Origin of the sequence: Pigmentiphaga sp. NML030171, assembly GCF_002188635.1 — a bacterium.
Taxonomy (GTDB): Bacteria; Pseudomonadota; Gammaproteobacteria; order Burkholderiales; family Burkholderiaceae_B; genus Pigmentiphaga; species Pigmentiphaga daeguensis.
Genome location: NZ_NINX01000051.1, coordinates 27,658 through 50,480 on the forward strand (window position 1 = coordinate 27,658; position 22,823 = coordinate 50,480).

Sequence of the window (22,823 nt, forward strand, 5' to 3'; positions counted from 1 at the left end):
GGTGGTCACATGGCTCGCATGATTTATTGCGTCAAGCTCAAGAAAGAAGCCGAAGGTCTGGACTTCCCTCCCTACCCGGGCGAACTCGGCACCAAGATCTGGCAGAACATTTCCAAGCAGGCCTGGCAGGAGTGGGTCCAGACCCAGACCCGCCTCGTCAACGAAAACCGCCTGAACCTCGCCGACGCCCGCGCCCGCAAGTACCTGCAACAGCAGATGCAGCGCTATCTATTCGAAGACGGCAACGTCGAAGCACAAGGCTACGTCCCGCCGAATTAAGCCCCCCCGTACTAAGCCCCCCCCTACGCCCTTCGGGCGCCCCCCAGGGGGCGGCGCTGGCGGACCGGCAAAGCCGGATCCGCTGCGCCCTGGGTCTGGGGACGCTCACGGAAGAAAGACGGCCTTGCTTGTACGCAAGGCCGTTTTCATTTTCAACCGAACCAGCTGCCAGGCAGTATCGCCAGTCCCCGCCAGCCCGTTGTTACCCCAGGATGCGGTGGATCCGGCTCCGCCGGTCCACCCGAATCGCCCCCTGGGGGGCGCCCGAAGGGCGTAGGGGGGGGTCCACTACCCCGCCGCGGCTTCCCGCTCGACGTTGTCCACGCCCGTGTGGCGCACGTCGCGGCCCTTGACCATGTAGACCACGAGCTCGCACATGTTCTTGGCGTGGTCGCCGATGCGCTCGAGCGCCTTGGCGATGAACAGCAGTTCGATGGAACGCGAGATCTTGCGCGGGTCTTCGATCATGTAGGTGATCAACTGGCGGATCACCCCCTGCCACTCCGAGTCCACCGACTTGTCCTGGCGGACGACCTGGGCCGCGGCCTGGGCGTCCAGGCGGGCGAAGGCGTCCAGGGCCTTGCGCAGCATCGTGACGACGGTGTTGGCCATGTGCCAGAGCTCGACGGCGGGCATGTTGACGCGGCCGGCCTCGTGGATGAGCTTGGCCATGCGGGCGATCTTCTCGGCCTCGTCGCCGGCGCGCTCCATGTCGGTGATCATCTTGATGACCGTGATGATCATGCGCAGGTCGCCCGCGGTGGGCTGGCGGCGGGCCAGGATATGGCTGCACGCCTCGTCCAGCTCCACCTCGAAGCGGTTGACCTCGGTATCGCGCACGATCACGCGCTCCAGCGCGGCGAGATCGCCGTTGGCCAGGCCATCGATGGCGCCGGTGATCTGGGATTCGACCAGGCCTCCCATCTGCAGGAAGCGCGACCGGACCTCCTCGAGTTCGGCGTCGTATTGTTTGTGGGTATGTTCAGTCATGCCGGCTCCCAGCGGAAGAACAATGGGCCTGGCCGTTTGTGCCCCGGCCGCATGGGCAATGCACCGCGCAGTTTATGAACGCCATGTGACAGGAATATGTCTCCGACGTCGGCCGCGCGGTCAATGTAGGCTAGGCGTGGCGCGGCTTGTCCAGCCGGCGCACGCCGGACTGCGTGGCCAGCAGGGCCACGTCCGCGCCGCGCAGCGCGAACAGGCCGCAGGTCACCACGCCAGGCAGGTCGTTGATCACCTTTTCCATGCCCTGGGCCTCGGCGATCTGCATGCCGTGCACGTCCAGGATGACGTTGCCGTTGTCGGTGACGAACCCTTCGCGCAGCCGGGGCTGCCCGCCCAGCAGGCGCAGCGCCCGGGCTACCGCCTCGCGGGCCATGGGTATCACCTCGACCGGAAGCGGAAAGGCCCCCAGTTGCCCGACCAGCTTGGACTCGTCGGCGATGCAGATGAAGCGCTCGGCCACCGAGGCGACGATCTTCTCGCGGGTCAGCGCGCCGCCGCCGCCCTTGATCATGTGCAGGTGGTCGTCGATCTCGTCCGCGCCGTCGACGTAGATGGGCATGAACGCCACGTCGTTCAGGTCGAATACCGGCAGCCCGTGGCCGGCCAGGCGCGCCGCGCTGCGCTCGGAACTGGCGACCGTGCCGCGGATGCGCCCCTTGTAGGCGGCCAGTCCGTCGATGAACAGGTCGGCCGTCGACCCCGTGCCGACTCCGATGACCACGTCGGGCGCCGCCACTTCGGCGACGAAGGCAAGCGCCGCGTCGGCCGCCTGCTGTTTCAGTTCCTGTTGAGAAAGCATAATAGGTGGTGCAAAGACGGTGCTAAGGGTTGCCAGCAGACACTTTAGCACTTGGACGCGCGAACGCCACCGGCGTTCCGGCCGACGCGCGGGCACGCGCGCAGTGAAGGGGCATTATGCTGATAGAAATAGACGTCACCACCACACTCCTGGTCGCCATCGTGGTGCTGTTGATCGGGCGCTGGCTGATCGGCCGCATCCCCCCGCTGCAACGCTACAACATCCCCGAGCCGGTGGTGGGCGGGATGCTGGCGGCCATCGCCATCACGATCGCCAAGGTCGCCGCCAGCACCGAGCTGTCGTTCGACATGGCGCTGCAGACGCCCTTCATGCTGGCCTTCTTCGCCACGGTGGGCCTGGGCGCCGACGTCAGGACGCTGGTGCGCGGCGGCCGGGGGGTGGTCCTGTTCCTGATCGCCATCGCCATCATGCTCGTGCTGCAGAACGCCATCGGCCTGGCCGGCGCCTTCAGCATGGACCTTCATCCCCTGAACGGGCTGCTGGCCGGCTCGATCACGATGCTGGGCGGCCACGGGACCGGCGCGGCCTATGCCACCCAGTTCTCCGACGTCGACAACCTGCAGGGCGCCATGGAGCTGGCCATGGCCTGCGCGACGTTCGGCCTGGTGCTGGGCGGCATCATAGGCGGACCCGTGGCCCAGCGCCTCATCACGCGCCACGGCCTGACGCCGGGCGACGGCAGCTCGGCGCCATCCGGCCAGGCCGGCGCCGACGCGCCTTCCCAGGCGCCCCGGCCGCTGACCCTGCCGCTCTTTCTCGAGACCCTGCTGCTGATCGTGGCGTGCGTGGTGGTCGGCAGCACGCTGGGGGAGCTCATGAAAGGCAGGCTGCTGACCCTGCCTCCCTTCGTCTGGACCCTGTTCACCGGCGTCGTGCTGCGTAACGTACTGGGGCTGGCCCGCATCCGCGAAGTCGACGACGACGCGGTGCAACTGTTCGGCGGCGTGGCGCTATCGCTGTTCCTGACCATGGCGCTGATCTCGCTGCGGCTGTGGGAGCTCGTGTCGCTGGCGCTGCCCATCCTGGCGATCCTGGCGGTGCAGACGGCCTTCGTCGCGGCCTATACCAGTCTGGTCACCTTCCGCATCATGGGCGCCAACTACGACGCGGCGGTGCTGGCCGCCGGCGCCTGCGGCATCGGCCTGGGCGCCACGCCCACCGCCATCGCCAACATGCAGGCGGTCACGAACAAGTACGGCCCCTCGCCCCAGGCCTTCCTGATCCTGCCCATCGTCGGCGCATTCCTGATCGACATCACCAACGCGCTGGTCATCCAGGGTTATCTCGGCCTGCCTCTTTTCGGCTTCTGACAGCGAGCGCAACCATGATCCGACGATTGCTTCTTCTCGTCCTGGCCGCCCTGCTGCTGTCGGGCTGCAGCCGCGGGCCCGACCAGTCTCAGGTCCGGGCCGCCGTGGAGAACCGCCTGCAGGCGGTCTTCGCCAAACCGGTGCTGGACGTGGAATCCCTGCGGCGCCTGGGCAGCGGCCCGCTGGCCGATGCGCCCGATGGCGCGGCCCGCCGCATCATCTATTTCAACGGGCGCTTCCGCCTGGCCCGCGACTATGCCTTCGGCGACTGGCAATCGCTCAATCCGGCCGCGCTGGCCACGCTGCTGGGCGCGACCGAACGCGGCGTCGAAGGTATCGCGCGCGACGGCAACCGCGCCGGCGACATCCTGCTGGTACGCGGTTCGGTCACGTTCCGCGAAGGGCCCGACGGATGGCAGCCGGTGGATTTCGTGCCGCCACCGCAGGCCACGGCCAGCCAGGCCGCCGCCGGTTCGCCGGCCCGTGCCACCATCGAACGCATCCAGAACCTGTTCAACACGCTGCCCCCCAACAGCCCGCGCGCCCGCGCCATCATCACCGAGGAACTGGCGGCGGCCGACCGGCAGATCACGCGTCGCCTGGACCGGCTGCGCCGCGCCTTCGTGGTCGCGGGCGGACCGCAAGCCGGCGAGTACGACCTGGTCGCCCGCACCATCGCGGCGCGCCTGACGGCGCAAGGTTTCAGCGCCAGCGGCTCGTCCACCCAGGGCAGCATCGAGAACCTCCAGTTGCTCCAGCGAGGCGCGGCCAACATCGCGCTCGCGCAGGGCGACATCGCCAGGCAGGCCTACCTGGGACAGGACGCCTTCGGCGGCACGGCCCACAACCCCAGCCTGCGCGCCATCGCCAGCCTGTACCCGGAAGCCTTCCACATCGCCGTGCTGGCCGACGGCCCGGTCCAGTCCATCGCCGATCTGCGTGGACGACGGCTCGATGCCGGCCTGGCCGCGTCCGGCAGCCGCGCCTCGACGCTGCAGGTACTGGCCGCGCACGGAGTGCCGGAAAACAGCGTGGAACTCGTCGCCAGCGCCGACTTCGACCAGGCGGTGCAAGCCCTGCTCGACAGGCGCGTCGACGCGATCGCCAGCGTGATCCATGCGCCCGCGCGGCAACTGCAGCGCCTGGCCGCCGACCACCGGGTGCGCATCCTGCCATTGTCCCCGCCCGCGATCGCGCAGCTCGCGCGGGACGATCCCGCCTTCGTGCGCCTCGTGCTCGCGCCCGGCACCTATCCGGGCCAGGGCGCGCCCATCGCCACGGTGGGCGTCACCGCGTTGCTGGTCACCGGCGCCGACACGCCCGCGGACGAAGTGCGCAGCGTATTGCAGGCGGTGTTCGAACAGGCCGACTTCGTGGCGGCTGGCAGCCCGGCCGGCGGACAGATCACGCGCGCGACCGCCCGCGAAGGCGTGACCATCCCCATGCACGAGGCCGCCGACCGCTATTTCCAGGCGGCCCCGGCGCCGCGCTAGATCGCGTCAACCCCCCGGCGGCCACGCGCGGGCCAGCAGCTCCGCGCACACGGCGTCGCCGTGGCCGGTGTCGCTGTCGCCGTACAGCCAGCTGGCCTGCGCCAGCCGGGCCGCCACGAAGGCTTCTCCCACCAGGCCGCCCGGCGCCTCCAGCAGCAGCGCCGCCTGCATCAGCCCGGTCAGCAGGCCGGCGATGCGGCGCGCCTTGAACTCGGCCTGGCCGTCGCCCGCGCACAGGTCCATCCAGGTCTGCCAGGCCGAGCGGAACTCCGGACTGCCGCCGCCCCGCTCGCGCAGGTGTTCGCCCAGCGCCTCGAACGCCTGCGGATCGCGCCGGATCGCGCGCAGCACGTCCAGGCACATGACGTTGCCCGACCCCTCCCAGATCGCGTTGACGGGCGCCTCGCGGTAGAGCCGGGGCATCGGGCCGTCTTCGACGTAGCCATTGCCGCCGCATGCCTCCATGCATTCGGCAATGGCCGACACGGCGCGTTTGCAGACCCAGTACTTGGCCGCCGGCGTGACGATGCGCCGTATGGCCCGCTCCAGCGGCGCATCGGACTCGAAGGCGCGCGCCAGCCGCAGCCCCAGCGCGGTCGCGGCCTCGCTTTCCAGGGCGAGATCAGCCAGGACGTGGCGCATCAGGGGCTGCTCGCGTAGCGGCCGGCCGAACGCCTGGCGCCGCGAGCAGAAGTGCAGCGCCTGGACCGTGGCCTGCCGCAGCAGCGCGGCGCTGCCCAGCACGCAGTCCAGCCGCGTGTAGGTGGCCATCTCCACGATGGTGGCCACGCCCCGCCCCGGTTCGCCCAGCATGGCGCCCCATGCGCCGTGGAATTCGACCTCGGCGCTGGCGTTGCTGCGATTGCCCAGCTTGTCCTTCAGGCGCTGGATGCGCACGCCGTTGCGGCGGCCGTCGGGCGCGTAGCGCGGCACGAAGAAGCACGACAGCCCTTCATCGGCCTGGGCCAGCACCAGGTGGGCGTCGGACTGGGGCACCGAATAGAACCACTTGTGGCCCTCGAGCAGATAGCCCCGCCCCCGGCCGGAAGCTCCGCATGGCACGGCCCGTGTCGTATTGGTCCGCACGTCCGAACCGCCCTGCTTCTCGGTCATCCCCATGCCGATCAGCACGCCGCGCTTGCCGGCCACCGGGGCATCCGACGCGTCGTAGTGGCGGGCATGAAGGCGCGGCAGCCAGTCACGGGCGAAGTCGACCTCTCCGGCCGGTTCGCCCGCCAGCACGGGAATCGCGCCGAAGGTCATGGTGGTCGGGCAGAGCGTGCCTGCCTCGACCTGGCCCTGCATGAGGTAGCCTGCCGCGCGCTCGACCATGGCGCCCGGCGCGGGCGCCGCCCATGGCGCGGAATGCAGGCCGCGCGCGACGATGTCTGTCATCAGGACATGCCAGGCGGGATGGAAGCGCACCTCGTCGATGCGGCGCCCGACCGGATCCAGGGGCACGAAGCGCGGCGGGTGCTCGTTGGCGTCGCGCCCGGCGTCCATGGCCTCGCGGCTGCCCAGCCAGCGGCCCTGCTCGCGCAGGGATGCCTCGGCATGGCCGGCCCCTTCGCGCCGGACCGCTTCCCGCAGCGCGGGGTCGGTGTCGTACAGGTTGTAGCCGCTGCGCGGCTCCACCACGTTGAACGCGTCGTCCCGGTCGCTGTCCGTCATGATCGCTCCCCGCCGTCGCGGCGGCTTGGCCGCCATGCCCGCAGTGTAGCGCCGACCGCCGCGGACTCAGGCCGCCACGGTCTCGGCCGGATCGCCGTCGCGCAGCCTGGCCACGTCGCGCAGGGGCGGCGAGCCGAACAGGCGGCTGTATTCGCGGCTGAACTGGGAAGCACTTTCATAGCCGACCCGGCGCGCCGCGCTGCCGGCGTCCAGCAACTCGGACAGCATCAGCATGCGGGCCTCGCGCAGGCGCAGCTGCTTCTGGAACTGCAGCGGGCTCATGGCCGTGACGGCCTTGAAATGATGATGCAGCGAGGACGGGCTCATGTTCACCGCCTGGGCGAGCGCCTCGATGCGCAGCGGCTCGGTGTAGTTTTCCTTGATCCAGGCAATGGCGCGGGCGATCTGGCTGGAAGCCCCGGCCGACAGGGCCGCCTGGCGCAGCCGCCGCCCCAGTTCGCCGGTCAGCACCCGGTACAGGATCTCGCGCTCGGCCAGCGGCCCGAGCACCGGCAGGTGCTCGGGCGTATCCAGCAGGCGCACCAGGCGCAGCATGGGCTCGATCAGGGCCAGCGGCGTCGTCCCGACCGCCAGCCCACGCATGCCGGGAGCCTCGGGAGCAGATGGCAGGCCGTGCTCGCCCACCAGTTCGCCCAGGCGCTGCGGGTCGATGTCCAGCGCCACGCACAGATACGGTTCGGCCCGCGACGCGCAGGTGATGCGGGCCTGCACCGGCAGGTCGAACGAGGACAGCAGGAAGTGGCGCTCGTCGTACTCGTAGACGGCTTCGCCCAGTTCGACGCGCTTGGCGCCCTGCGCGGCGATCGTGAGCGAAGGACGATAGAAGCCGCAGTTCGATCCCGAGGGACCGGAGAAGCGCACGAACGACAGCCCCGGATACGCGCTGGGATGCGTCCCGTCGACCGGCGCGTGCCGCGCGATGCAGCTGGCCAGCTCGCGCCGCGCGGCGGCCAGCCGCCCTGGGGCTTCGTCCGATGCAACGGTATCGAGGGGAAGAGCCGGCTGGGACATGGTCATCGCGGGAAGCAGGCGCGGAGCGACGATATTGCCATGCTCAGACCGCCTTGCGCAAAGGCGTGCGGATCGGCAGGGTACGCACGCGTTCCCCGGTCGCCTCGAAGATCGCATTGGCCAGGGCCGGCGCCAGCGGCGGTACGCCGGGCTCGCCCACGCCGGTGGGGTCGTCCTGGGACGGCACGATGTGCACCTCGACACGCGGCATCTCGTTGATGCGCAGCACGGGATAATCGTGGAAGTTGCTCTGCACCACGGCTCCCTTGTCGAGCGTGATGGCGCCGTGCAGGGCCGTCGACAGCGCGAAGCCTATGCCGCCCTCCATCTGCGCCTTGACCACGTCCGGATTGATCGCCAGCCCGCACGCCACGGCACACACGACGCGATCCACCTTCAGTTCGCCCCCGGCATCCACGCTCACCTCGACCACCTGCGCGACCACGCTGTTGAAGGACTCGTGCACCGCCACGCCCCGGCCCCGGCGCACGCCGCTTTTCCCCGCCGCCAGCGGACGGTCCCATTGCGCGGCGCGCACCGCCGTCTCCAGCGCCGCCAGGTGGCGCGGATGGCCCTTGAGCAGCTCGCGCCGCAAAGCCACCGGATCGCGGCGCGCGGCATGCGCCGCCTCGTCGACCAGCGTCTCGGCGGTGAACGCGGTGTGCGTATGCCCGACCGACCGGTACCACTGCACGGGTACCCGCACGTCGTCGGGAGTATGCAGCTCCACGCTCAGGTTGGGGATGCCGTAAGGCAGGTCGGACAGGCCCTCGACCGAGGTCGCGTCGATGCCGTTCTTGACCATGAATTCCTCGAACACGGAACCCTTGATCAGCGATTGCCCGACCACCCGCACCTGCCATCCCTGCAGCCTGCCCCGCTCGTCCAGCGCGAGCCTGGCGCGGTGCAGGTAGGCGGGCCGGTAGTAGCCGCCTCGCATGTCATCCTCGCGCGTCCACACCATCTTGACCGGAACGTCGAATCCCGCCTTGCGCGCACCCTGCGCGATGGCGACGGCCTCGACCACGTAGTCGGCGTGCGGGCTGGCACGCCGGCCGAAGCTGCCGCCGGCATACAGCTGATTGATCGTGACGTGCCCGGGCGCGATGCCGAGATAGTCGGCCACGGCCTTCTGGTCCATGGTCTGGAACTGCTCGCCGTTCCAGATCTCGCACCGGCCGTCGCCCAGTTGCACGACACAGTTCAGCGGCTCCATGCTGGCATGGGCCAGAAACGGGAACTCGTAGTCCGCCTCGATCACCTTGGCGGCCTTGGCGAACGCGGTCTCGACGTTGCCGCGCGTGGCGGCGGGCAAACCCGGGCGCGACGCGGCCTGGCGATACCGGGCCAGGAGTTCGTCGCTGCCCTCGGTGTAGGCGCGGCTTTCATCCCACCGCACCTTCAGGGCATCGCGCCCGGTGCGTGCGGCCCAGGTATTGCGCGCCAGCACCGCGACGCCGGCCGAGCGATGCGCCGAACCCTCGAAAGGAATCGCCGCCACCACGCCGGGGACGGCCAGGGCGGCGCTGGCGTCGTAGCCGGCCACGGTCGCACCGAAACGCGGCGCGTGGGCCGCGATGGCGACCAGCATGCCAGGCAGCTTGACGTCCTGCGTGAAACGGGCACGGCCGTGCACCTTGTCGGCCGAATCCGTTCGCCGCAGCGACGCCTTGCCGATCAGGCGGAAATCCTTGGGCGACTTCAGCCTGGGCCTGGCGGGCACAGGCTGCGCCGCGGCGGCCGCGGCCAGTTCGCCGAACCCGGCCTGCCGGCCCGACGCGGCGTGGCGGACGACGCCTTCGCGCACCGTGATCGTGGCCGGGTCGACCTTCCACGCCTGCGCCGCCGCCCCGACCAGCATCGCGCGCGCGGCGGCGCCCGCCTCGCGCATCTGCTTGAAGGAGTTGGCCATGGCCGTGCTGCCGCCGGTACCTTGTATGCCCATGGCCAGGTTCTTGTAGCGCGCCGTGTCGGCGGGCGCGCCTTCGACCCGTACCTGCGCCCAGTCCGCGTCCAGCTCATCGGCCACCAGGGTCGCCAGGCCCGTATAGGCCCCCTGCCCCATCTCCACGTGCTTGGCGTACACCGTCACGCGGCCCTGGGTATCGATGGACAGAAAGGCATTGGGAACGAAGGGGTCCGCCTTGTCCGCCGGTTGCGCCGCCAGGACGCCGGGCAGCTGCCAGCCCAGCACGAGCACGCCCGCGCCTTGCACGAACCGGCGGCGGCTGACGTTGACCAGGGAGGCTTGATGGCGGTCCGCATGGTTGTCGAGGGTGAATGCCATGATGCCTTCCCCCTCAAGCCAGCGCCTGGGCGGCGCGATGGATTGCGGCCCGGATACGGACATAGGTCGCGCAGCGGCAGGCATTGCCGCTCATCGCTCCGTCGATGTCCTCGTCCGTGGGACGCGGGTTCGTGCGCAGCAGCGCGGCGGCCGACATGATCTGGCCCGACTGGCAGTACCCGCATTGCGCGACGTCCAGTTCCTGCCACGCGGCCTGCACCGCACGGCCCACGGCGTCGCTCCCCACGCCTTCGATGGTCGTGACGGGCTTGCCTTCGATGGACGACACCGGCGTCACGCAGGCACGCACCGGCTCGCCGCCCACATGCACCGTACAGGCGCCGCACAGCGCCATCCCGCACCCGTATTTCGTGCCGGTCAGGTTTGCCAGATCGCGCAGGGCCCATAGCAGCGGCATCTCGCCGGGCGCGTCCAGCGCAGTCTGTTTGCCATTGATCTCGAGCTGAATCGCCATTGCCACGTCCCCTGCGGAAAAGATGCCGGATCCCTATCCGGCCCGGAACAGAGGTTACGTAAGGCGATAGCCCGGGGACAATACCGATTCCTGCGTGTGTTTTGCCTGATCCTGCAAACGCCGGGCCAGGCCAGCGGCGTCACGGCGACTCGACGAGTTTCCTCAAGCGGCCGATGGCGCGGTCCCACCCGGCCGAGATCGCGTCCAGGAACGCCCTGGCCTCGTCCACGCGGCGCGGATCCAGGGCGTACAGCACCTCGCGGCCATGGCGCTCGCGTACGACGAGATCCGCCGCCTCCAGCACCTGGAGATGCTTGACGATGGCCTGCCGCGAAATGTCCCTGCCCTCGGCCAGCGCGGTGGCCGACAGGGCTCCGCCGGCCAGCAGATGGGCGACCAGGGCCAGCCGGGTCGCATCGCCCAGCGCGGCGAACACCCGCGCCAGTTCATGCTCACGCACCTTCGACATGGCGCCGGATGTTGTCGGCCTGGGCACTCCAGCCACCATCGTTCATCATGAAGGCCCGTTCGCGCCGGTGTGCCGGCACGCGCTCGAAGCCCGACTCGGTAATGGTCAACCGCGTGCCCTCGGGGATGGGTTCCAACTGGAACTCGACCAGGGTCGTCGGCTCCTGCCCGGGATCGCAGTCCGCGTCGATGCCGAACGGCACCCAGCGGAAGCTGAAGAGACGCGGCGCTTCCATGCGCTCGACGGTGCAGAACACCTCATGCGGCAGCGGCTGCCGTATCGCCGCCGGCTGCAGGCCCAGCGAGGCCTGGTAGCGCTCGATCTCGTCCTGGTCGAAGCCGCCCTCGAAGCTGCCGGTGATGGCGCGGCCGGGGGCGAAGGGCTGGTCCAGCTTGACACCGAACCACTGCGCGAACTCCTGGATATTGGTCAGGGCGTGCCACACGCGCTCGACCGGCGCGCGCAACACGACCTGCTTTTCGATGCGGTCGTACGTCTTCATGGGAGACCCCTTCTGCAACGTTTCGGTTGCAGTATATCGAGGCCCGGGATACGTGCAACCATTCTGTTGCACATTTTTACGGCCTCATGCCGCCGCCACGGCCGCGGACACGAACAGCCCCAGCACGCACATCATGCTGGCGACGTGCGCGGCCGAGCGCAGGCCCGGCTTGTCGCCCAGGTACCAACCGATGAACAGCAGCCGCGCCGCGACCCAGGCCAGCGCCCAGCCATCCGCCAGGTGCTGCGGGGTACCGGCCAGGTGCGCGATGATCACCGCTGCGGCGAAACCCGGCAGGGTCTCGAATGCGTTCAGGTGCGCGCTCCAGGCGCGCTTGGCGATGCCTTGTATGCGGTTCGGGAAATCGCGCGGATCGCGGTTGTCGCGCAACGGCCGCGCCCTGTTCCGGGCGATACCGAAGCAGACGTAGGGCATCAGTACCGCGACGAACACACACCAGAATGCGATGGTCATGCCAGCCTCCCCGGGGGCCTGGCCCCGCGTGTCCTAGTTGTCCGCTTCCCCGTCGGCCTCGTCGGCCGCGAGGTTGTCGTCCTCGGTCCCCAGCAACTGGCGTGTCTCGCCTTCCGGCAGGGCTTCGACGGTTTTCAGGTTGCGCAGCATGGCGCGGGTGCGCACCTCGGTCTGTCCGATCTTGTTGCTGGCGGTTTCCAGCGTCTTCTTCACGCTGGCCAACGCGTCGCCGAACTTGCCGAATTCCGACTTGACCGCGCCCAGTACCTTCCAGACCTCGGACGAACGCTGCTCGATGGCCAGCGTCCGGAACCCCATCTGCAGGCTGTTCAGCAGCGCGGCCAGGGTGCTGGGGCCGGCCACGTTGATGCGCAGCGCATGCAGCTTGTCCATCAGGCCGGCCCGCCGCAGGACCTCGGCGTACAGCCCCTCGGTGGGCAGGAACATGATGGCGAAATCGGTGGTGTGCGGCGGCGCGATGTACTTGGAGCCGATGCGGCGGCCCTCCAGCTCCACGCCGCGCTCGAAGGCCTGCCCGGCGGCGCGCACGGCATCGAGGTCGGCGCGCTCCTGCGCGTCCACCAGCCGCTCGTATTCCTCCTTGGGGAACTTGGCGTCGATCGGCAGCCACACCGGTACGGCATCGTCACCGCGTCCCGGCAGGCGGATGGCGAACTCCACCAGTTCGTCGCTGCCGGGCACCGGCTTGATGTTGCGGGCATACTGCGCCGGCGTCATGGTCTGCTCGATCAGCATGCCGAGCTGCACTTCGCCCCAGGTCCCGCGCGTCTTCACGTTGGTCAGCACGCGCTTGAGGTCGCCCACGCCGGCCGCCAGCGATTGCATTTCGCCCAGCCCCTTGTGCACGGCCTCCAGCCGGTCGGAGACCAGCTTGAAGGACTCGCCCAGCCGCTGTTCCAGCGTGGCGTGCAGTTTCTCGTCCACGGTGCGGCGCATCTCCTCGAGCTTCACGGAGTTGTCGGCCTGCATGTCCTTGAGGCGCTGCTCCACGGTCGTGCGGACCTCGACCATGCGGCGCTCGTTGGCCTCGGTCAGCACGCGCAATTGTTCGGAGAAACGATCGGCGAAGCGCTGCAGGGCCTGCGCGCTCTCGTCGCGGTTGGCCGCGGCGTCGCGGGTCAGCGAAATGCGCAGCGCCTCGAAGCGTTCCTGCAATTGCGCCGTCAGCGTGGTCAGGTTCTGGGCGAAAGCGTCGAGCTGCTGGTTCAGCACCTGGGCCTGCTGCGCCTGCTGGCCGCCCAGCGCCTGCATGCCCTGGGCCAGCGTCTGGCCCAGTTCGGTGCGCAGCCCGCGCGTGGACTCGGCCAGTTCCGACCGCAGGCCACGCTGGCTCTCGGTGATGTCGGCCCGCAGCGTGCGCTCCAGGCGCTCCTGCTCGGTCAGGATCTGGTCCAGGCGCGGATCCGCCCCCGGCTTGCGCAGCAGCGCCAACAGTGCGAACAATGCCGCGAGCACGGCAGCGACGGCGCTGCCCCACAACAGGTATTCGGTCAAGACTCGGCCCCCAAAACCAGGGATTTTAGGCTCAGGCGCCGCGGGCCCCAAGCCGGGGGGCCGTGCGCGCTCAATCCAGCTCGATCCCGTTCTTGCGGATGATGGGAAACCAGCGATCCGCCTCTTCCTTCAGGTAGGCGGAAAACGCCTCGGGCGTACCCGCCACGACTTCCATCATCTGGCTGTCGAACGCCTTGCGCGCCTCGGGTTCCTCCAGCGCCCGGACGACCTCGTCGTGGATGCGGGACTTCAAGGCCGGATCCAGGCCGGCCGGCGCGACGATCCCCATCCAGGCACCGGTGTCCACGCCCTTCATGCCCTGTTCGGCCAGGGTCGGGACCTCGGGCATGAAGCGGGTGCGGGCGCCGGTGGTGACGGCGATGGCGCGCAGCTTGCCGGCCTTCACGAAGGACTGCACCGCGGCGGCGGGCAGGCACGCCATGTCGACATCGCCGGCGAGCAAGGCGGTCACAGCCTGGCTCGAACCGCCGTACGGCACATGGACGATGCTGGTGCCGCTGCGCGAGGCGACCAGTTCCATCGTCAGGTGCGACAGCGAGCCATTGCCGATGGAGGCGTAGTTGAACTTGCCGGGCGACTGCCTGAGCAGCGCGACCAGTTGCTCCAGGTTGGCAGCAGGCAGTCCGGCACGTGCGACGATCACGCTGGGCTGCATCACGGCGATGGTGATGGGCGTCAGGTCGCGGTCCGGGTCATACGGCATCTTCTTGTAGAGCAGCTTGTTGTTCACCAGCGGACCGGTGATGCTTACGCCCAGCGTCAGGCCGTCGGGCGCCGCCTTGGCGACGTGGTCGGTGCCTATCATGCCACCGGCGCCGGCCTTGTTCTCGACGACGAAAGTCTGCTTGAGCCGCTTGGACAGGCGTTCGGACAGCACTCTGGCCAGGGTATCCGGCGTGGAAGCCGGAGCGAAGGGAGCGATGATGCGCACCGGCCTCTCGGGCCATTGCGCATGGGCGGGAACGGCCAGCAAAGGGGCGAAAAACATGGCCGCAGCCAGGCGTCTGATCACGATATTGTCTCCTTGTGATGAAGAAAATTACCTACTGCCGCCAGGCCTACATGTCCCGGCCCAGGTAGGCGCCGTCCCGCTCCAGCACTTGCTGCAGGGCGGCCACGTCGAGTCGGCGCGGCGCCACGCCGGCGCGCAGCGACAGGGCCGCCGCCGTGCCGGCCGCCTGGCCCATGGCGAAGCACGGGCCGGTCACGCGCGCGGCCGACTGGCCCATGTGGGTCATCGAGGCGCAGCGCCCCGCGACCAGGAGGTTGTCCACGCCCAGCGGCAGCAGCATGCGGTACGGCAGGTGGTTGAAGCCCCTGACGTTGGGCACGTCGACGAACTTGAATACGATGTCGCCGGCGACGTGGGCCTCGACCGGCCAGCCGTTCACGCCTATGGTGTCCTCGAAGCTCGCGCAGCCCAGCACGTCGCCCTCGGTCAACTGGTATTCGCCGACGATGCGGCGCGTCTCGCGTATGCCGACCTGCGGCGCGATCTCCAGGATGTACGAGGCATCGAAACCCGGCGCGTACTCGCGCAGGAACTCGAAGAAGTCGCGGGCCTGGCGCCGTCCCTGCAACTCGCCCTCGCTCAGTTGCCAGGCATCGGTGCCGTCGATCGCGGTCCCGTCCGGGTTGCTGAGCTGGGTCACGTTGGCGCGCCATTCGACCGGATTCTTCTGCGGCCGCACGATGGGCGTCTTGCGGGCGAACCGGCGGCCGTCGCGGGCGGCCTCCTCCATCAGGCGGCCGAAGTGTTCCCAGGCCCTGCCGGCACGGGCCGGATCGACGTTGTTGACGCGGAACATGGTCGACGGATACAGCATGCCGCCGTGGCCATCGCCCTTTTCATAGGGCACGCCCGCCGCGGCCGCCATGTCGCCGTCGCCCGAGCAATCGATGTAGATCCTGCCGACCACCGCGGCACGGCCGGACTTGGTCTCGACCAGCAGCGCGGCAATCTCGGCCGGCGAGCGCATCAGCACCCCGGCCGCCTGCGCGTGGAACAGAAGCTGGCTGCCGCTGGCGACGACCAGATCGTCGGCGGCCAGTTTGTAGGCCGCGTTGTCGTAGGCCTGCGCCATGATCTTGTCCTGGAACATGCGATGCGGCTCGCACAAACCGCCCAGCTTCTCCAGCGTGGCCAGCAGTTCGTCCGCCAGGCCGTGCACCACGCGCCGGTTGTCGCCGAATACATTGGCGTGCAGGCCGCAGAAATTGGTCACGCCGGCCGCCGTGCCCATGCCGCCCAGGAATCCGTAGCGCTCGATCAGCAAGGTACGGCAGCCGTGGCGCGCCGCCGCGGCGGCGGCCGTCATGCCGGCGGGGCCGCCGCCCAGCACCACCACGTCGAATTCGCCCAGGATGGGGGTCTGCCGCGCGGGTTCGGTCACGCTGGCCGGATGTGCCGTTGTCATTGCTCCACCTTGTCATTCAGGGAAGCGGACATGTTATCTATTTCAAAACGGATTATCTGGTCTAATTCGAAGCACCAGTTTTCGCGTTTTGGAATAGAAAATGGATACCCTGGCCAACCTGCGCGCCTTTCTTGCCACGGTGCGCGGCGGCAATTTCTCGGAGGCCGCGCGCCAGCTCGATACCGTGCCCTCGGTCGTGGCCAAGCGCGTCGGCCATCTCGAATGGACCTTGGGCGCGCGCCTGTTCGAACGCTCCAGCCGCCGCGTGACGCTGACCGAGGCCGGCCACAAGTTCCACGCGCGGGCGCGCGCGCTGGTCAGCGATTTCGATGACATCGCCTCGGAACTCAAGCGCGACCAGGATGCGCTGGACGGCCACATCCGGCTGCGGGCCCCGACCTCGCTCACGGTGCTGTACCTGGCCGACATCCTCGCGGCCTTCCAGCGGCGCCATGAACGGCTGACCCTGGAGGTCGCGCTGCTGGACCGGTCGGCCAATCCCGCCGAGGAAGGCTTCGACATCTCGGTCAGCGGCCGCGCCGACAGCTATGAGGGCGTGGTGGACGAGCCGCTGTGCCCGCTGCGCCAGGTCGTCTGCGCCGCGCCCGGCTACCTGGCGCGCCGGCCCGCCCCGCGCCATCCGCGCGACCTGGCCGACCACGACTGCCTGGTGTTCAATCCCACCGGCCACAGCTGGCACTTCAACAGCGCGAGCGGGCCCATCAGCGTCGACGTGCCCGCGCGCCTGGGCGCCAACGACAACTATGTGCTCTATGCCTCGGCCCGCGCCGGCAACGGCATCGCCGTCCTGCCCACCTATGTTGCGCGGCGCGCGCTCGCGGACGGCAGCCTGGTGGCGCTGCTGGAGGACCACCCCTTACAGGACGTATGGCTCAAGGCCCTGATCCCGGCCCGCAAGCGCGCCTTGCCGCGCATGGAACTGCTGCTGGCCTGGCTGCGCGACCACCTGGGCGGCACGCCCCCCTGGGAGAGATCCGGCGACGGCGCATGAGTCCGGCCTACTCCGGCCGGTTCCGCATCCAGTCCGCCGTGTTGTAGAACGAGGCCAGCAGCTTGTCGGCCAGCGCCGGCTCGACGCCGACCTGCTGCATCGCCCGGCCCATGCAGACCACCCACTGGTCGCGCTCCGTGGTGCCGATCGAGAACGGCAGATGGCGTGCCCGCAGGCGGGGATGGCCGAAGCGGCGAATGTAGTAATCGGGGCCGCCCATCCAGCCGCACAGGAACCAGAACAACTTCTCCCTGGCCTGGTCCAGCGACGGGCCGTGCGCGGCACGCAGCTCGGCCAGGTCGGCGTCCAGGTCCATCAGGTCGTAGAACCGGTCGACCAGTTCACGCACGCGCGCTTCGCCGCCTATCGCGTCGAACAGGGTCTGGCCGGCCGGAGCCGGTTCCTCGGGCTCGCGTATCAATATCGTCTTGTCGTTCATCTCGGTATCATCGAAAAGCGCTAGGTTTCCCTGAGGGTCGCCAGCGGCGGCTGGCGCAGCACGCCGCGCAGCCCCATCCATCCCCCCGCCCAGGCGCACGCCACGCCCACCAGCAGCCCGGCCACCCAAACCCACGGGTTCGGCGTCAGCGCGAAGTTGAACACATGGCGGGCCAGCAACCACGCGATCACCGACGCGCCGGCCGCGGCCAGCACGCCCGCCGCGCCGCCTATGGCGGCCAGCTCCAGCCACTGCGCCAGCGACAGCTGCCGGCGCGTGGCCCCCAGCGCGCGCAGCAGCCCGGCCTCGCGCACCCGCTCGTCGCGGGTGGAGGCCAGCGCCGCATACAGGACCAGGCAGCCGGCGGCCAGCGTGAACAGGAACAGGAACTGCACCGCCGCCACCACCTGCTCCAGCACGTCCTGCACCTGTCGCAGGATGGCGCTGGTATCGAAGATGGTCAGGTTGGGAAACTCGCGGATCAGCGCGTTGGACAGGTCGGCCTGCTCGGGCGGCAGGTGCAGCGCGGTGATCCAGCTCTGCGGCATGTCGCGCAGCGCCGCCGGCGACAGGATGGCGAAGAAGTTCACCTGCATGGAATCCCAGTCCACCGCCCGCAGGCCGGTCACCTTCACGTCGACCGCGTTGCCGGCGATGTCGAACCGGAGCGTGTCGCCCAGGTTCACGCCCAGGGTCTTCGCGATGCCCTGCTCCATCGACACCTCGGCGGCATCCGGGTCCAGCCAGCGGCCGGCCACGTCGCGGTTGTGGCCCGGCAACTGGTCCATGTAGGACAGGTTGAACTCCCGGTCCACCAGCCGCTGCGCGCGATCGTCCTGGTAGTCGGCCGGCCCCACCGCGCGGCCGTTGATCTCGACCAGGCGCCCACGGATCATGGGGTACAGCTGCACGTGGCCCAGTCCCGCCTGCGCCAGGCGCTGCGTGACCGCCTCGCGCTGGTCCGGCTGGATGTTGATCAGGAAACGGTTGGGCGCGTCGGGCGGCGCGGCGCTGCGCCAGCCCTCGACCAGGTCGCCGCGGGTGATGGACAGCAGCAGGATCGCCATCAGCCCCACCGCCAGGGCGCATATCTGCGCCACCGTGGCGCCACGGCGGCGGACCACGCCCGCCAGCGCGAAACGCAGGGCCACCGGCCCGCGCTGCCATTGCCGCAGCGGCTCCAGCCAACGCAGCCCCAGCCACGAGATGCCGGAAAACAGCAGGAAGCCGCCCAGGAATCCCCCGGCTACCATCAGGCCCAGCTTCAGGTCGCGCGCGAACCATAGCAGCAGCAGCGCGAAGCCCACCGCGCCCATGCCGTAGCCGAGCGCGGTGCGCGCCGGCGCGACGCCGGTGTCGCGGCGCAATACCCGGGCGGGCGCGACATGGCGCAACTGGGCCAGCGGCGGCAACGCGAAGCCCATCAGCAGCCAGACGCCGGCAAGAAAACCCTGTATCGCGGGCAGCGGCCCGGCACGCGGCAGATCGGCCGTGATCAGGCCGCCCAGCGCGGCGATCAGGCCTTCGTGCGCGGCATAGCCGAGCGCGCTGCCGACGGCGGCCGCCCCCAGGGCGATGATCAGGAACTCGGCGGCGAACAGCCAGGTCAGCGTGGTCTGCGTCGCGCCCAGGCAGCGCATCACCGCCACGCTGTCGAAATGGCGCAGCGTGAAGCGCCGTGCGGCCAGCGCCACGGCCACCGCCGCGATCAGGGCCGCCAGCAGGGCCACCAGAGACAGGAACTGCTGCGCCCGGTCGATGGTCCGCCGCATCTCGGGCCGGCCCGAATCCAGCGTCTCCACGCGCTGCCCGCGCTGCGGATGGGCCTGCAGCCAGGCCGCGTACTCGCGTGCCGCCGCCGGTTGTCCGGCGGCGAGCAGGCGGTAGGTGATACGGCTGCCGAAGGTCACCAAGCCGGTGGACGCCAGGTCGTCCTCGCGGATCATGACCCGCGGCGCGACGTTGATGAAATTCATGCCGCGATCGGGTTCCACCGTGATCACGCGTGCGATGCGGAAATGCCGGTCGCCCAGTTGCAGGTCGTCTCCCACGCGCACCTCCAGCAGCGACAGCAGTTGCGGGTCCACCCAGGCGGTCCCGGGCGCGGGGATCTCGCGCGTCGGTTGGTCGGGCGCGGTGGGGCCTTCGGCCACGCGCAGGCTGCCGCGCAGCGGATAGCCCGGCCGCACCGCCTTCAAGGCCGCCAGTTGCGAACGCGCGGCATCGCCCGTCCCGACGCTGGCCATGGAGGGAAACTGCAGGTTCTGGGTCACCGTCAGCCCCAGCCGGCGCGCCTCTTCGCGCGGCCCCTGGTCGATCGGGTTATCGGAAATCAGCACCACGTCGCCGCCCAGCAATTGGGCGGCATCCCGTTCCAGCGCCTGGCGGATGCGGTCGGCCAGGAAACCCACGCTGGAAACCGAGGCCACGGCAATGACCAGCGCCATCGCCAGCAGCCTGAGTTCCCCGGCGCGCCAGTCGCGCACGGTCATGCGCCGGGCCTGGGCCAGGAGGGACAGCGGTGAGAACGAACGGATGTCGGTGGTCATGGCCGGCGGGAAAGGAAGTGGATCGAAGGCGAACGCCCGGGCGATGCATGCCGCGCTACGCGTGGCGTGCCGGGCAGCCCCGATAGGACCACGCCGGCCGCCCGCGGTTCACGCGGCCCCGCTACTTTACCGGAGCGCCGTCAGGCCACTGCCTTGCCCACCACGCCCTCGACGAACCAGTCCATGTGGTCGACGTCCTTCTGGCTCGGCACGCCGGATTGCTGGCGCACCTTGCCCTGGTTGTCCACCAGCCGGCCGCCGAAGGGATGGAGCGCGCCCGCCGCGATCTTGCCGCGCGCCTCGTCCACCGACGCGCGCACCGCCTGGGGCACCTTGGGCGACAGCGCCTCGAGCGCGATCATCCCGTCCTTGAGGCCGCCCATGATGGCCCGCGAGGTCCAGGTGCCGTCCAGCACTTCGCGCGCGGCCTGGATGTAATGGTCGCCCCAGCGATGCACGACGGCGCCGAGCTGGCGCGTCGGCGCATAGCGGCTCATGTCGGACGTATAGCCCAGCATCCACGCCCCCGCCGCCTCGGCTGCCTGCGCCACCGCGGACGACCCCGAGTGGTTGGTCAGCACGTCGGCGCCCTGGCGCAGCACAGCCTGGGCCGCGTCGCGCTCGCGCGGGGGATCGAACCAGTTCTGCGTCCAGACCACGCGCACCTGGACCTTGGGGTTGACGCTGCGTGCTGCCAGCGTGAAGGCGTTGATGCCCTGGATCACCTCCGGGATAGGCAGGGCCGCGACATAGCCCAGGACGTGGCTGCGCGTCATCGCCCCCGCCACCAGTCCGGCCAGATAGCGGCCCTCGTAGAAGCGGATGTTGTAGGCGCCCAGGTTGCGCGCGAGGCGGTAGCCCGAGGCCTGGTCGAACACCACGCCCGGGAACTCGCGGGCAACCCGCATCACCGCGTCCATGTAGCCGAAGGACGTGGTGAAGACGAGCTTGCAGCCCTGGCGCGCGAGATCGCGTATCACCCGCTCGGCGTCGGCGTTCTCGGGCACGTTCTCGACGACCCGGGTGGCCACCCGCGCCCCCAGCGCGGCGACCATGGCCAGGCGGCCATCCTCGTGCTGGCGCGTCCAGCCCGCATCGGTGATGGGCGACATGTACACGAACCCCACGGACAGCGGATCGGCCGCCCGGGCCAGGCGCGGCATGCCCAGGGCCGCGCCGGCGATGGGCGCGCCCGCCGCCAGCCAGCCCAGGACGCGGCGGCGCCCCGCGCTGGCAAGGCCGGCCATGGTTTCCATTTCGTGGGGACAAGGTTGTTCACGGTGCGCAAGCGGCACCGAAACGAGGTTTTTCACGCTGGTTCTCCTCGAACACGGCTTCCCGGAAAAAGATCCGGCCGGCGGGAAGCTGCGCCGGGGCGGACACGAACGAACGCGCCATTTTATCATTCATTGAATCGACCTATTGCGATGATTTATTCAATTCAATTTACCAATAACCCAGGGCGGCCTATCGTAGGGCCTCGACAATTCGGAGCTAGGCATGACGACTCTCACCACCGCAACGGGCGCGCCTGTCGCCGACAACCAGAACTCGAAGACCGCCGGCCCGCGCGGCCCCGTCCTGATCGAGGATTTCCACCTGGTCGAGAAGCTGCAGCACTTCAACCGCGAACGCATCCCCGAGCGCGTGGTGCATGCCAAGGGCTCGGGCGCCTACGGCGTCTTCGAGGTGACCAACGACATCACCCGCTACACCTGCGCCGACCTGTTCGCGCAAGTAGGCCGCAAGACCGACGTCTTCATCCGCTTCTCCACCGTGGGCGGCGAGAAGGGCTCGGCCGACACCGAGCGCGACCCGCGCGGCTTCGCCATCAAGTTCTACACCAACGAAGGCAACTGGGACCTGGTGGGCAACAACACGCCGGTCTTCTTCATCCGCGACGGCATCAAGTTCCCCGACTTCATCCACACCCAGAAGCGAGACCCGCGCACCAACATGAAGAACCCCACCGCGATGTGGGACTTCTGGTCGCTGTCGCCCGAATCGCTGCACCAGGTCACCACGCTGTTCTCCGACCGCGGCACGCCCGACGGCTATCGCGCCATGCACGGATTCGGCAGCCACACGTTCAGCATGCTCGATGCCCAGGGCCGGCGCGTCTGGGTCAAGTACCACGTACTCAGCCTGCAGGGCATACGCAACCTGCATCCGCGCGACGCCGCCCGGCTTGCCGGCGAGGATCCCGACTACGCCCAGCGCGACCTGTTCGAGGCGATCGAGCGGGGCGACTACCCCAAGTGGCGCTTCTGCATCCAGGTCATGACCGAGGATCAGGCGCGCGCCACGCCCTACGATCCCTTCGACCTGACCAAGGTCTGGCCCCACGCGGACTTCCCGCTCATCGAAGTGGGCGTCATCACGCTGAACCGCAATCCGGAGAACTATTTCGCCGAGGTCGAGCAGGCCGCGTTCTCGCCGTCGGCGATCGTGCGTGGACTGGGCTTCAGCCCCGACAGGATGCTGCAGGCCCGCCTGTTCGCCTACCATGACGCGCACCTGTACCGCGTCGGCACGAACTACCAGGCGCTGCCGGTCAACCGGCCCCATGCGCCGGTGCGGACCTACCAGCGCGACGGCGCCATGCGCTTCGATGGCAACTTCGGCGGCGCCGCCAACTACGAGCCCAACAGCGTGGCCGACGCGCCCCGCCAGGATGCGGCGCACCGCGAACCGCCGCTGCCGCTCTCGGGCGATGCCGACCGCTACGACCATCGCGCCGGCAATGACGACTACACGCAGGCCGGCGACCTGTTCCGCCTCATGAGCGCCGGCCAGCAGGCCCTGTTGATCGAGAACATCGTCAACGCGATGAAGACGGTGCCGCGCGAGATCCAGGAACGCCAGATCGCGCACTTCGCCAAGGCGGATCCGCGGTATGGGGAAGGCGTGGCGAAGGGGTTGGGACTGGCCGCCTAGAGGCCCTTCACCGGCACCACGGTGCTAAGGGGGATCGACGGCAAGATGCGACTTCTTGAATGGCGAGGCGGGAAAAAGAATTCAACCGCAAAGAGCGGAGTTTCAAGAAGGGA

At 69.4% G+C, this 22,823-nt stretch carries 20 protein-coding genes; 5 read left to right on the forward strand and 15 right to left on the reverse strand.

The genetic code is table 11. The features are described from left to right. Nucleotides 1-9 precede the first annotated feature (9 nt). Nucleotides 10-279 carry an oxidative damage protection protein gene (locus CDO46_RS25170; RefSeq protein ID WP_087841315.1) on the forward strand — a complete coding sequence of 90 codons (270 nt, stop codon included), beginning with the start codon at nt 10-12 and terminating at the stop codon, nt 277-279. 288 nt (nt 280-567) lie between these two features. On the opposite strand, the gene phoU is transcribed toward CDO46_RS25170, so the two are convergent. Together phoU and rpiA are read right to left on the reverse strand one after the other, a co-directional pair. Next, complete coding sequence (gene phoU, locus CDO46_RS25175; protein WP_087841316.1) at nt 568-1,269, reverse strand: phosphate signaling complex protein PhoU; 702 nt, start codon at nt 1,267-1,269, stop codon at nt 568-570. 130 nt (nt 1,270-1,399) lie between these two features. Then, on the reverse strand, nt 1,400-2,086 hold the full coding sequence (gene rpiA, locus CDO46_RS25180; protein WP_087841317.1) for a ribose-5-phosphate isomerase RpiA: 687 nt from the start codon (nt 2,084-2,086) through the stop codon (nt 1,400-1,402). 116 nt (nt 2,087-2,202) lie between these two features. On the opposite strand from rpiA, the gene gltS reads away from it, so the two are divergent. Both gltS and CDO46_RS25190 read left to right on the forward strand, forming a co-directional pair. Beyond that, nucleotides 2,203-3,417 (forward strand): sodium/glutamate symporter, encoded by a 1,215-nt coding sequence (gene gltS / locus CDO46_RS25185; RefSeq protein ID WP_254914681.1) that lies wholly within the window; start codon nt 2,203-2,205, stop codon nt 3,415-3,417. Nucleotides 3,418-3,431: 14 nt separating this feature from the next. Next, nucleotides 3,432-4,910: a TAXI family TRAP transporter solute-binding subunit gene (locus CDO46_RS25190; protein ID WP_087841318.1), complete on the forward strand. Its 1,479-nt coding sequence runs from the start codon at nt 3,432-3,434 to the stop codon at nt 4,908-4,910. A gap of 6 nt (nt 4,911-4,916) precedes the next feature. Here the strand turns inward: CDO46_RS25190 and CDO46_RS25195 are convergent, their stop codons facing one another. The 10 genes from CDO46_RS25195 to CDO46_RS25240 form a co-directional block, all read right to left on the reverse strand. Further along, nucleotides 4,917-6,581 (reverse strand): isovaleryl-CoA dehydrogenase, encoded by a 1,665-nt coding sequence (locus CDO46_RS25195; protein WP_087841510.1) that lies wholly within the window; start codon nt 6,579-6,581, stop codon nt 4,917-4,919. A gap of 66 nt (nt 6,582-6,647) precedes the next feature. Further along, the gene (locus CDO46_RS25200; RefSeq protein ID WP_087841511.1) at nt 6,648-7,613 is read right to left on the reverse strand and encodes an AraC family transcriptional regulator; all 966 of its coding nucleotides are present in this window, start codon (nt 7,611-7,613) and stop codon (nt 6,648-6,650) included. Between the two features lie 43 nt (nt 7,614-7,656). Then, entirely contained in the window at nt 7,657-9,900 is a 2,244-nt protein-coding gene (locus CDO46_RS25205; protein ID WP_087841319.1) for a xanthine dehydrogenase family protein molybdopterin-binding subunit, read from the reverse strand. Between the two features lie 13 nt (nt 9,901-9,913). Then, complete coding sequence (locus CDO46_RS25210; RefSeq protein WP_087841320.1) at nt 9,914-10,375, reverse strand: (2Fe-2S)-binding protein; 462 nt, start codon at nt 10,373-10,375, stop codon at nt 9,914-9,916. A 139-nt stretch (nt 10,376-10,514) separates the two neighbouring features. Further along, nucleotides 10,515-10,844, reverse strand: coding sequence for a helix-turn-helix transcriptional regulator (locus tag CDO46_RS25215; RefSeq protein ID WP_087841321.1), 330 nt, complete (start codon nt 10,842-10,844; stop codon nt 10,515-10,517). Beyond that, on the reverse strand, nt 10,828-11,346 hold the full coding sequence (locus CDO46_RS25220; RefSeq protein WP_087841322.1) for an SRPBCC family protein: 519 nt from the start codon (nt 11,344-11,346) through the stop codon (nt 10,828-10,830). Before CDO46_RS25220 ends, CDO46_RS25215 begins: the two co-directional genes overlap by 17 nt. Before the next feature lie 84 nt (nt 11,347-11,430). Beyond that, on the reverse strand, nt 11,431-11,820 hold the full coding sequence (locus CDO46_RS25225) for an MAPEG family protein (RefSeq protein ID WP_087841323.1): 390 nt from the start codon (nt 11,818-11,820) through the stop codon (nt 11,431-11,433). Between the two features lie 33 nt (nt 11,821-11,853). After that, on the reverse strand, nt 11,854-13,335 hold the full coding sequence (locus CDO46_RS25230) for a DNA recombination protein RmuC (RefSeq protein WP_087841324.1): 1,482 nt from the start codon (nt 13,333-13,335) through the stop codon (nt 11,854-11,856). A gap of 70 nt (nt 13,336-13,405) precedes the next feature. Next, on the reverse strand, nt 13,406-14,368 hold the full coding sequence (locus CDO46_RS25235) for a tripartite tricarboxylate transporter substrate binding protein (RefSeq protein ID WP_254914683.1): 963 nt from the start codon (nt 14,366-14,368) through the stop codon (nt 13,406-13,408). Between the two features lie 46 nt (nt 14,369-14,414). Beyond that, nucleotides 14,415-15,773: an FAD-dependent oxidoreductase gene (locus CDO46_RS25240; RefSeq protein ID WP_087841325.1), complete on the reverse strand. Its 1,359-nt coding sequence runs from the start codon at nt 15,771-15,773 to the stop codon at nt 14,415-14,417. 100 nt (nt 15,774-15,873) lie between these two features. Here CDO46_RS25240 and CDO46_RS25245 point away from each other — a divergent pair, with 100 nt between their 5' ends. After that, entirely contained in the window at nt 15,874-16,785 is a 912-nt protein-coding gene (locus CDO46_RS25245; RefSeq protein ID WP_087841326.1) for a LysR family transcriptional regulator, read from the forward strand. Between the two features lie 7 nt (nt 16,786-16,792). On the opposite strand, the gene CDO46_RS25250 is transcribed toward CDO46_RS25245, so the two are convergent. From CDO46_RS25250 to CDO46_RS25260, 3 genes are all read right to left on the reverse strand, one after another. After that, complete coding sequence (locus CDO46_RS25250; RefSeq protein ID WP_087841327.1) at nt 16,793-17,224, reverse strand: group II truncated hemoglobin; 432 nt, start codon at nt 17,222-17,224, stop codon at nt 16,793-16,795. Nucleotides 17,225-17,244: 20 nt separating this feature from the next. Continuing rightward, nucleotides 17,245-19,773 carry an ABC transporter permease gene (locus tag CDO46_RS25255; RefSeq protein ID WP_254914684.1) on the reverse strand — a complete coding sequence of 843 codons (2,529 nt, stop codon included), beginning with the start codon at nt 19,771-19,773 and terminating at the stop codon, nt 17,245-17,247. A 140-nt stretch (nt 19,774-19,913) separates the two neighbouring features. After that, on the reverse strand, nt 19,914-21,086 hold the full coding sequence (locus tag CDO46_RS25260) for a BMP family ABC transporter substrate-binding protein (protein WP_254914685.1): 1,173 nt from the start codon (nt 21,084-21,086) through the stop codon (nt 19,914-19,916). A 187-nt stretch (nt 21,087-21,273) separates the two neighbouring features. Between CDO46_RS25260 and CDO46_RS25265 the strand changes: the two genes are divergently transcribed. Beyond that, nucleotides 21,274-22,710 carry a catalase gene (locus tag CDO46_RS25265; protein ID WP_087841329.1) on the forward strand — a complete coding sequence of 479 codons (1,437 nt, stop codon included), beginning with the start codon at nt 21,274-21,276 and terminating at the stop codon, nt 22,708-22,710. Nucleotides 22,711-22,823 lie beyond the last annotated feature (113 nt).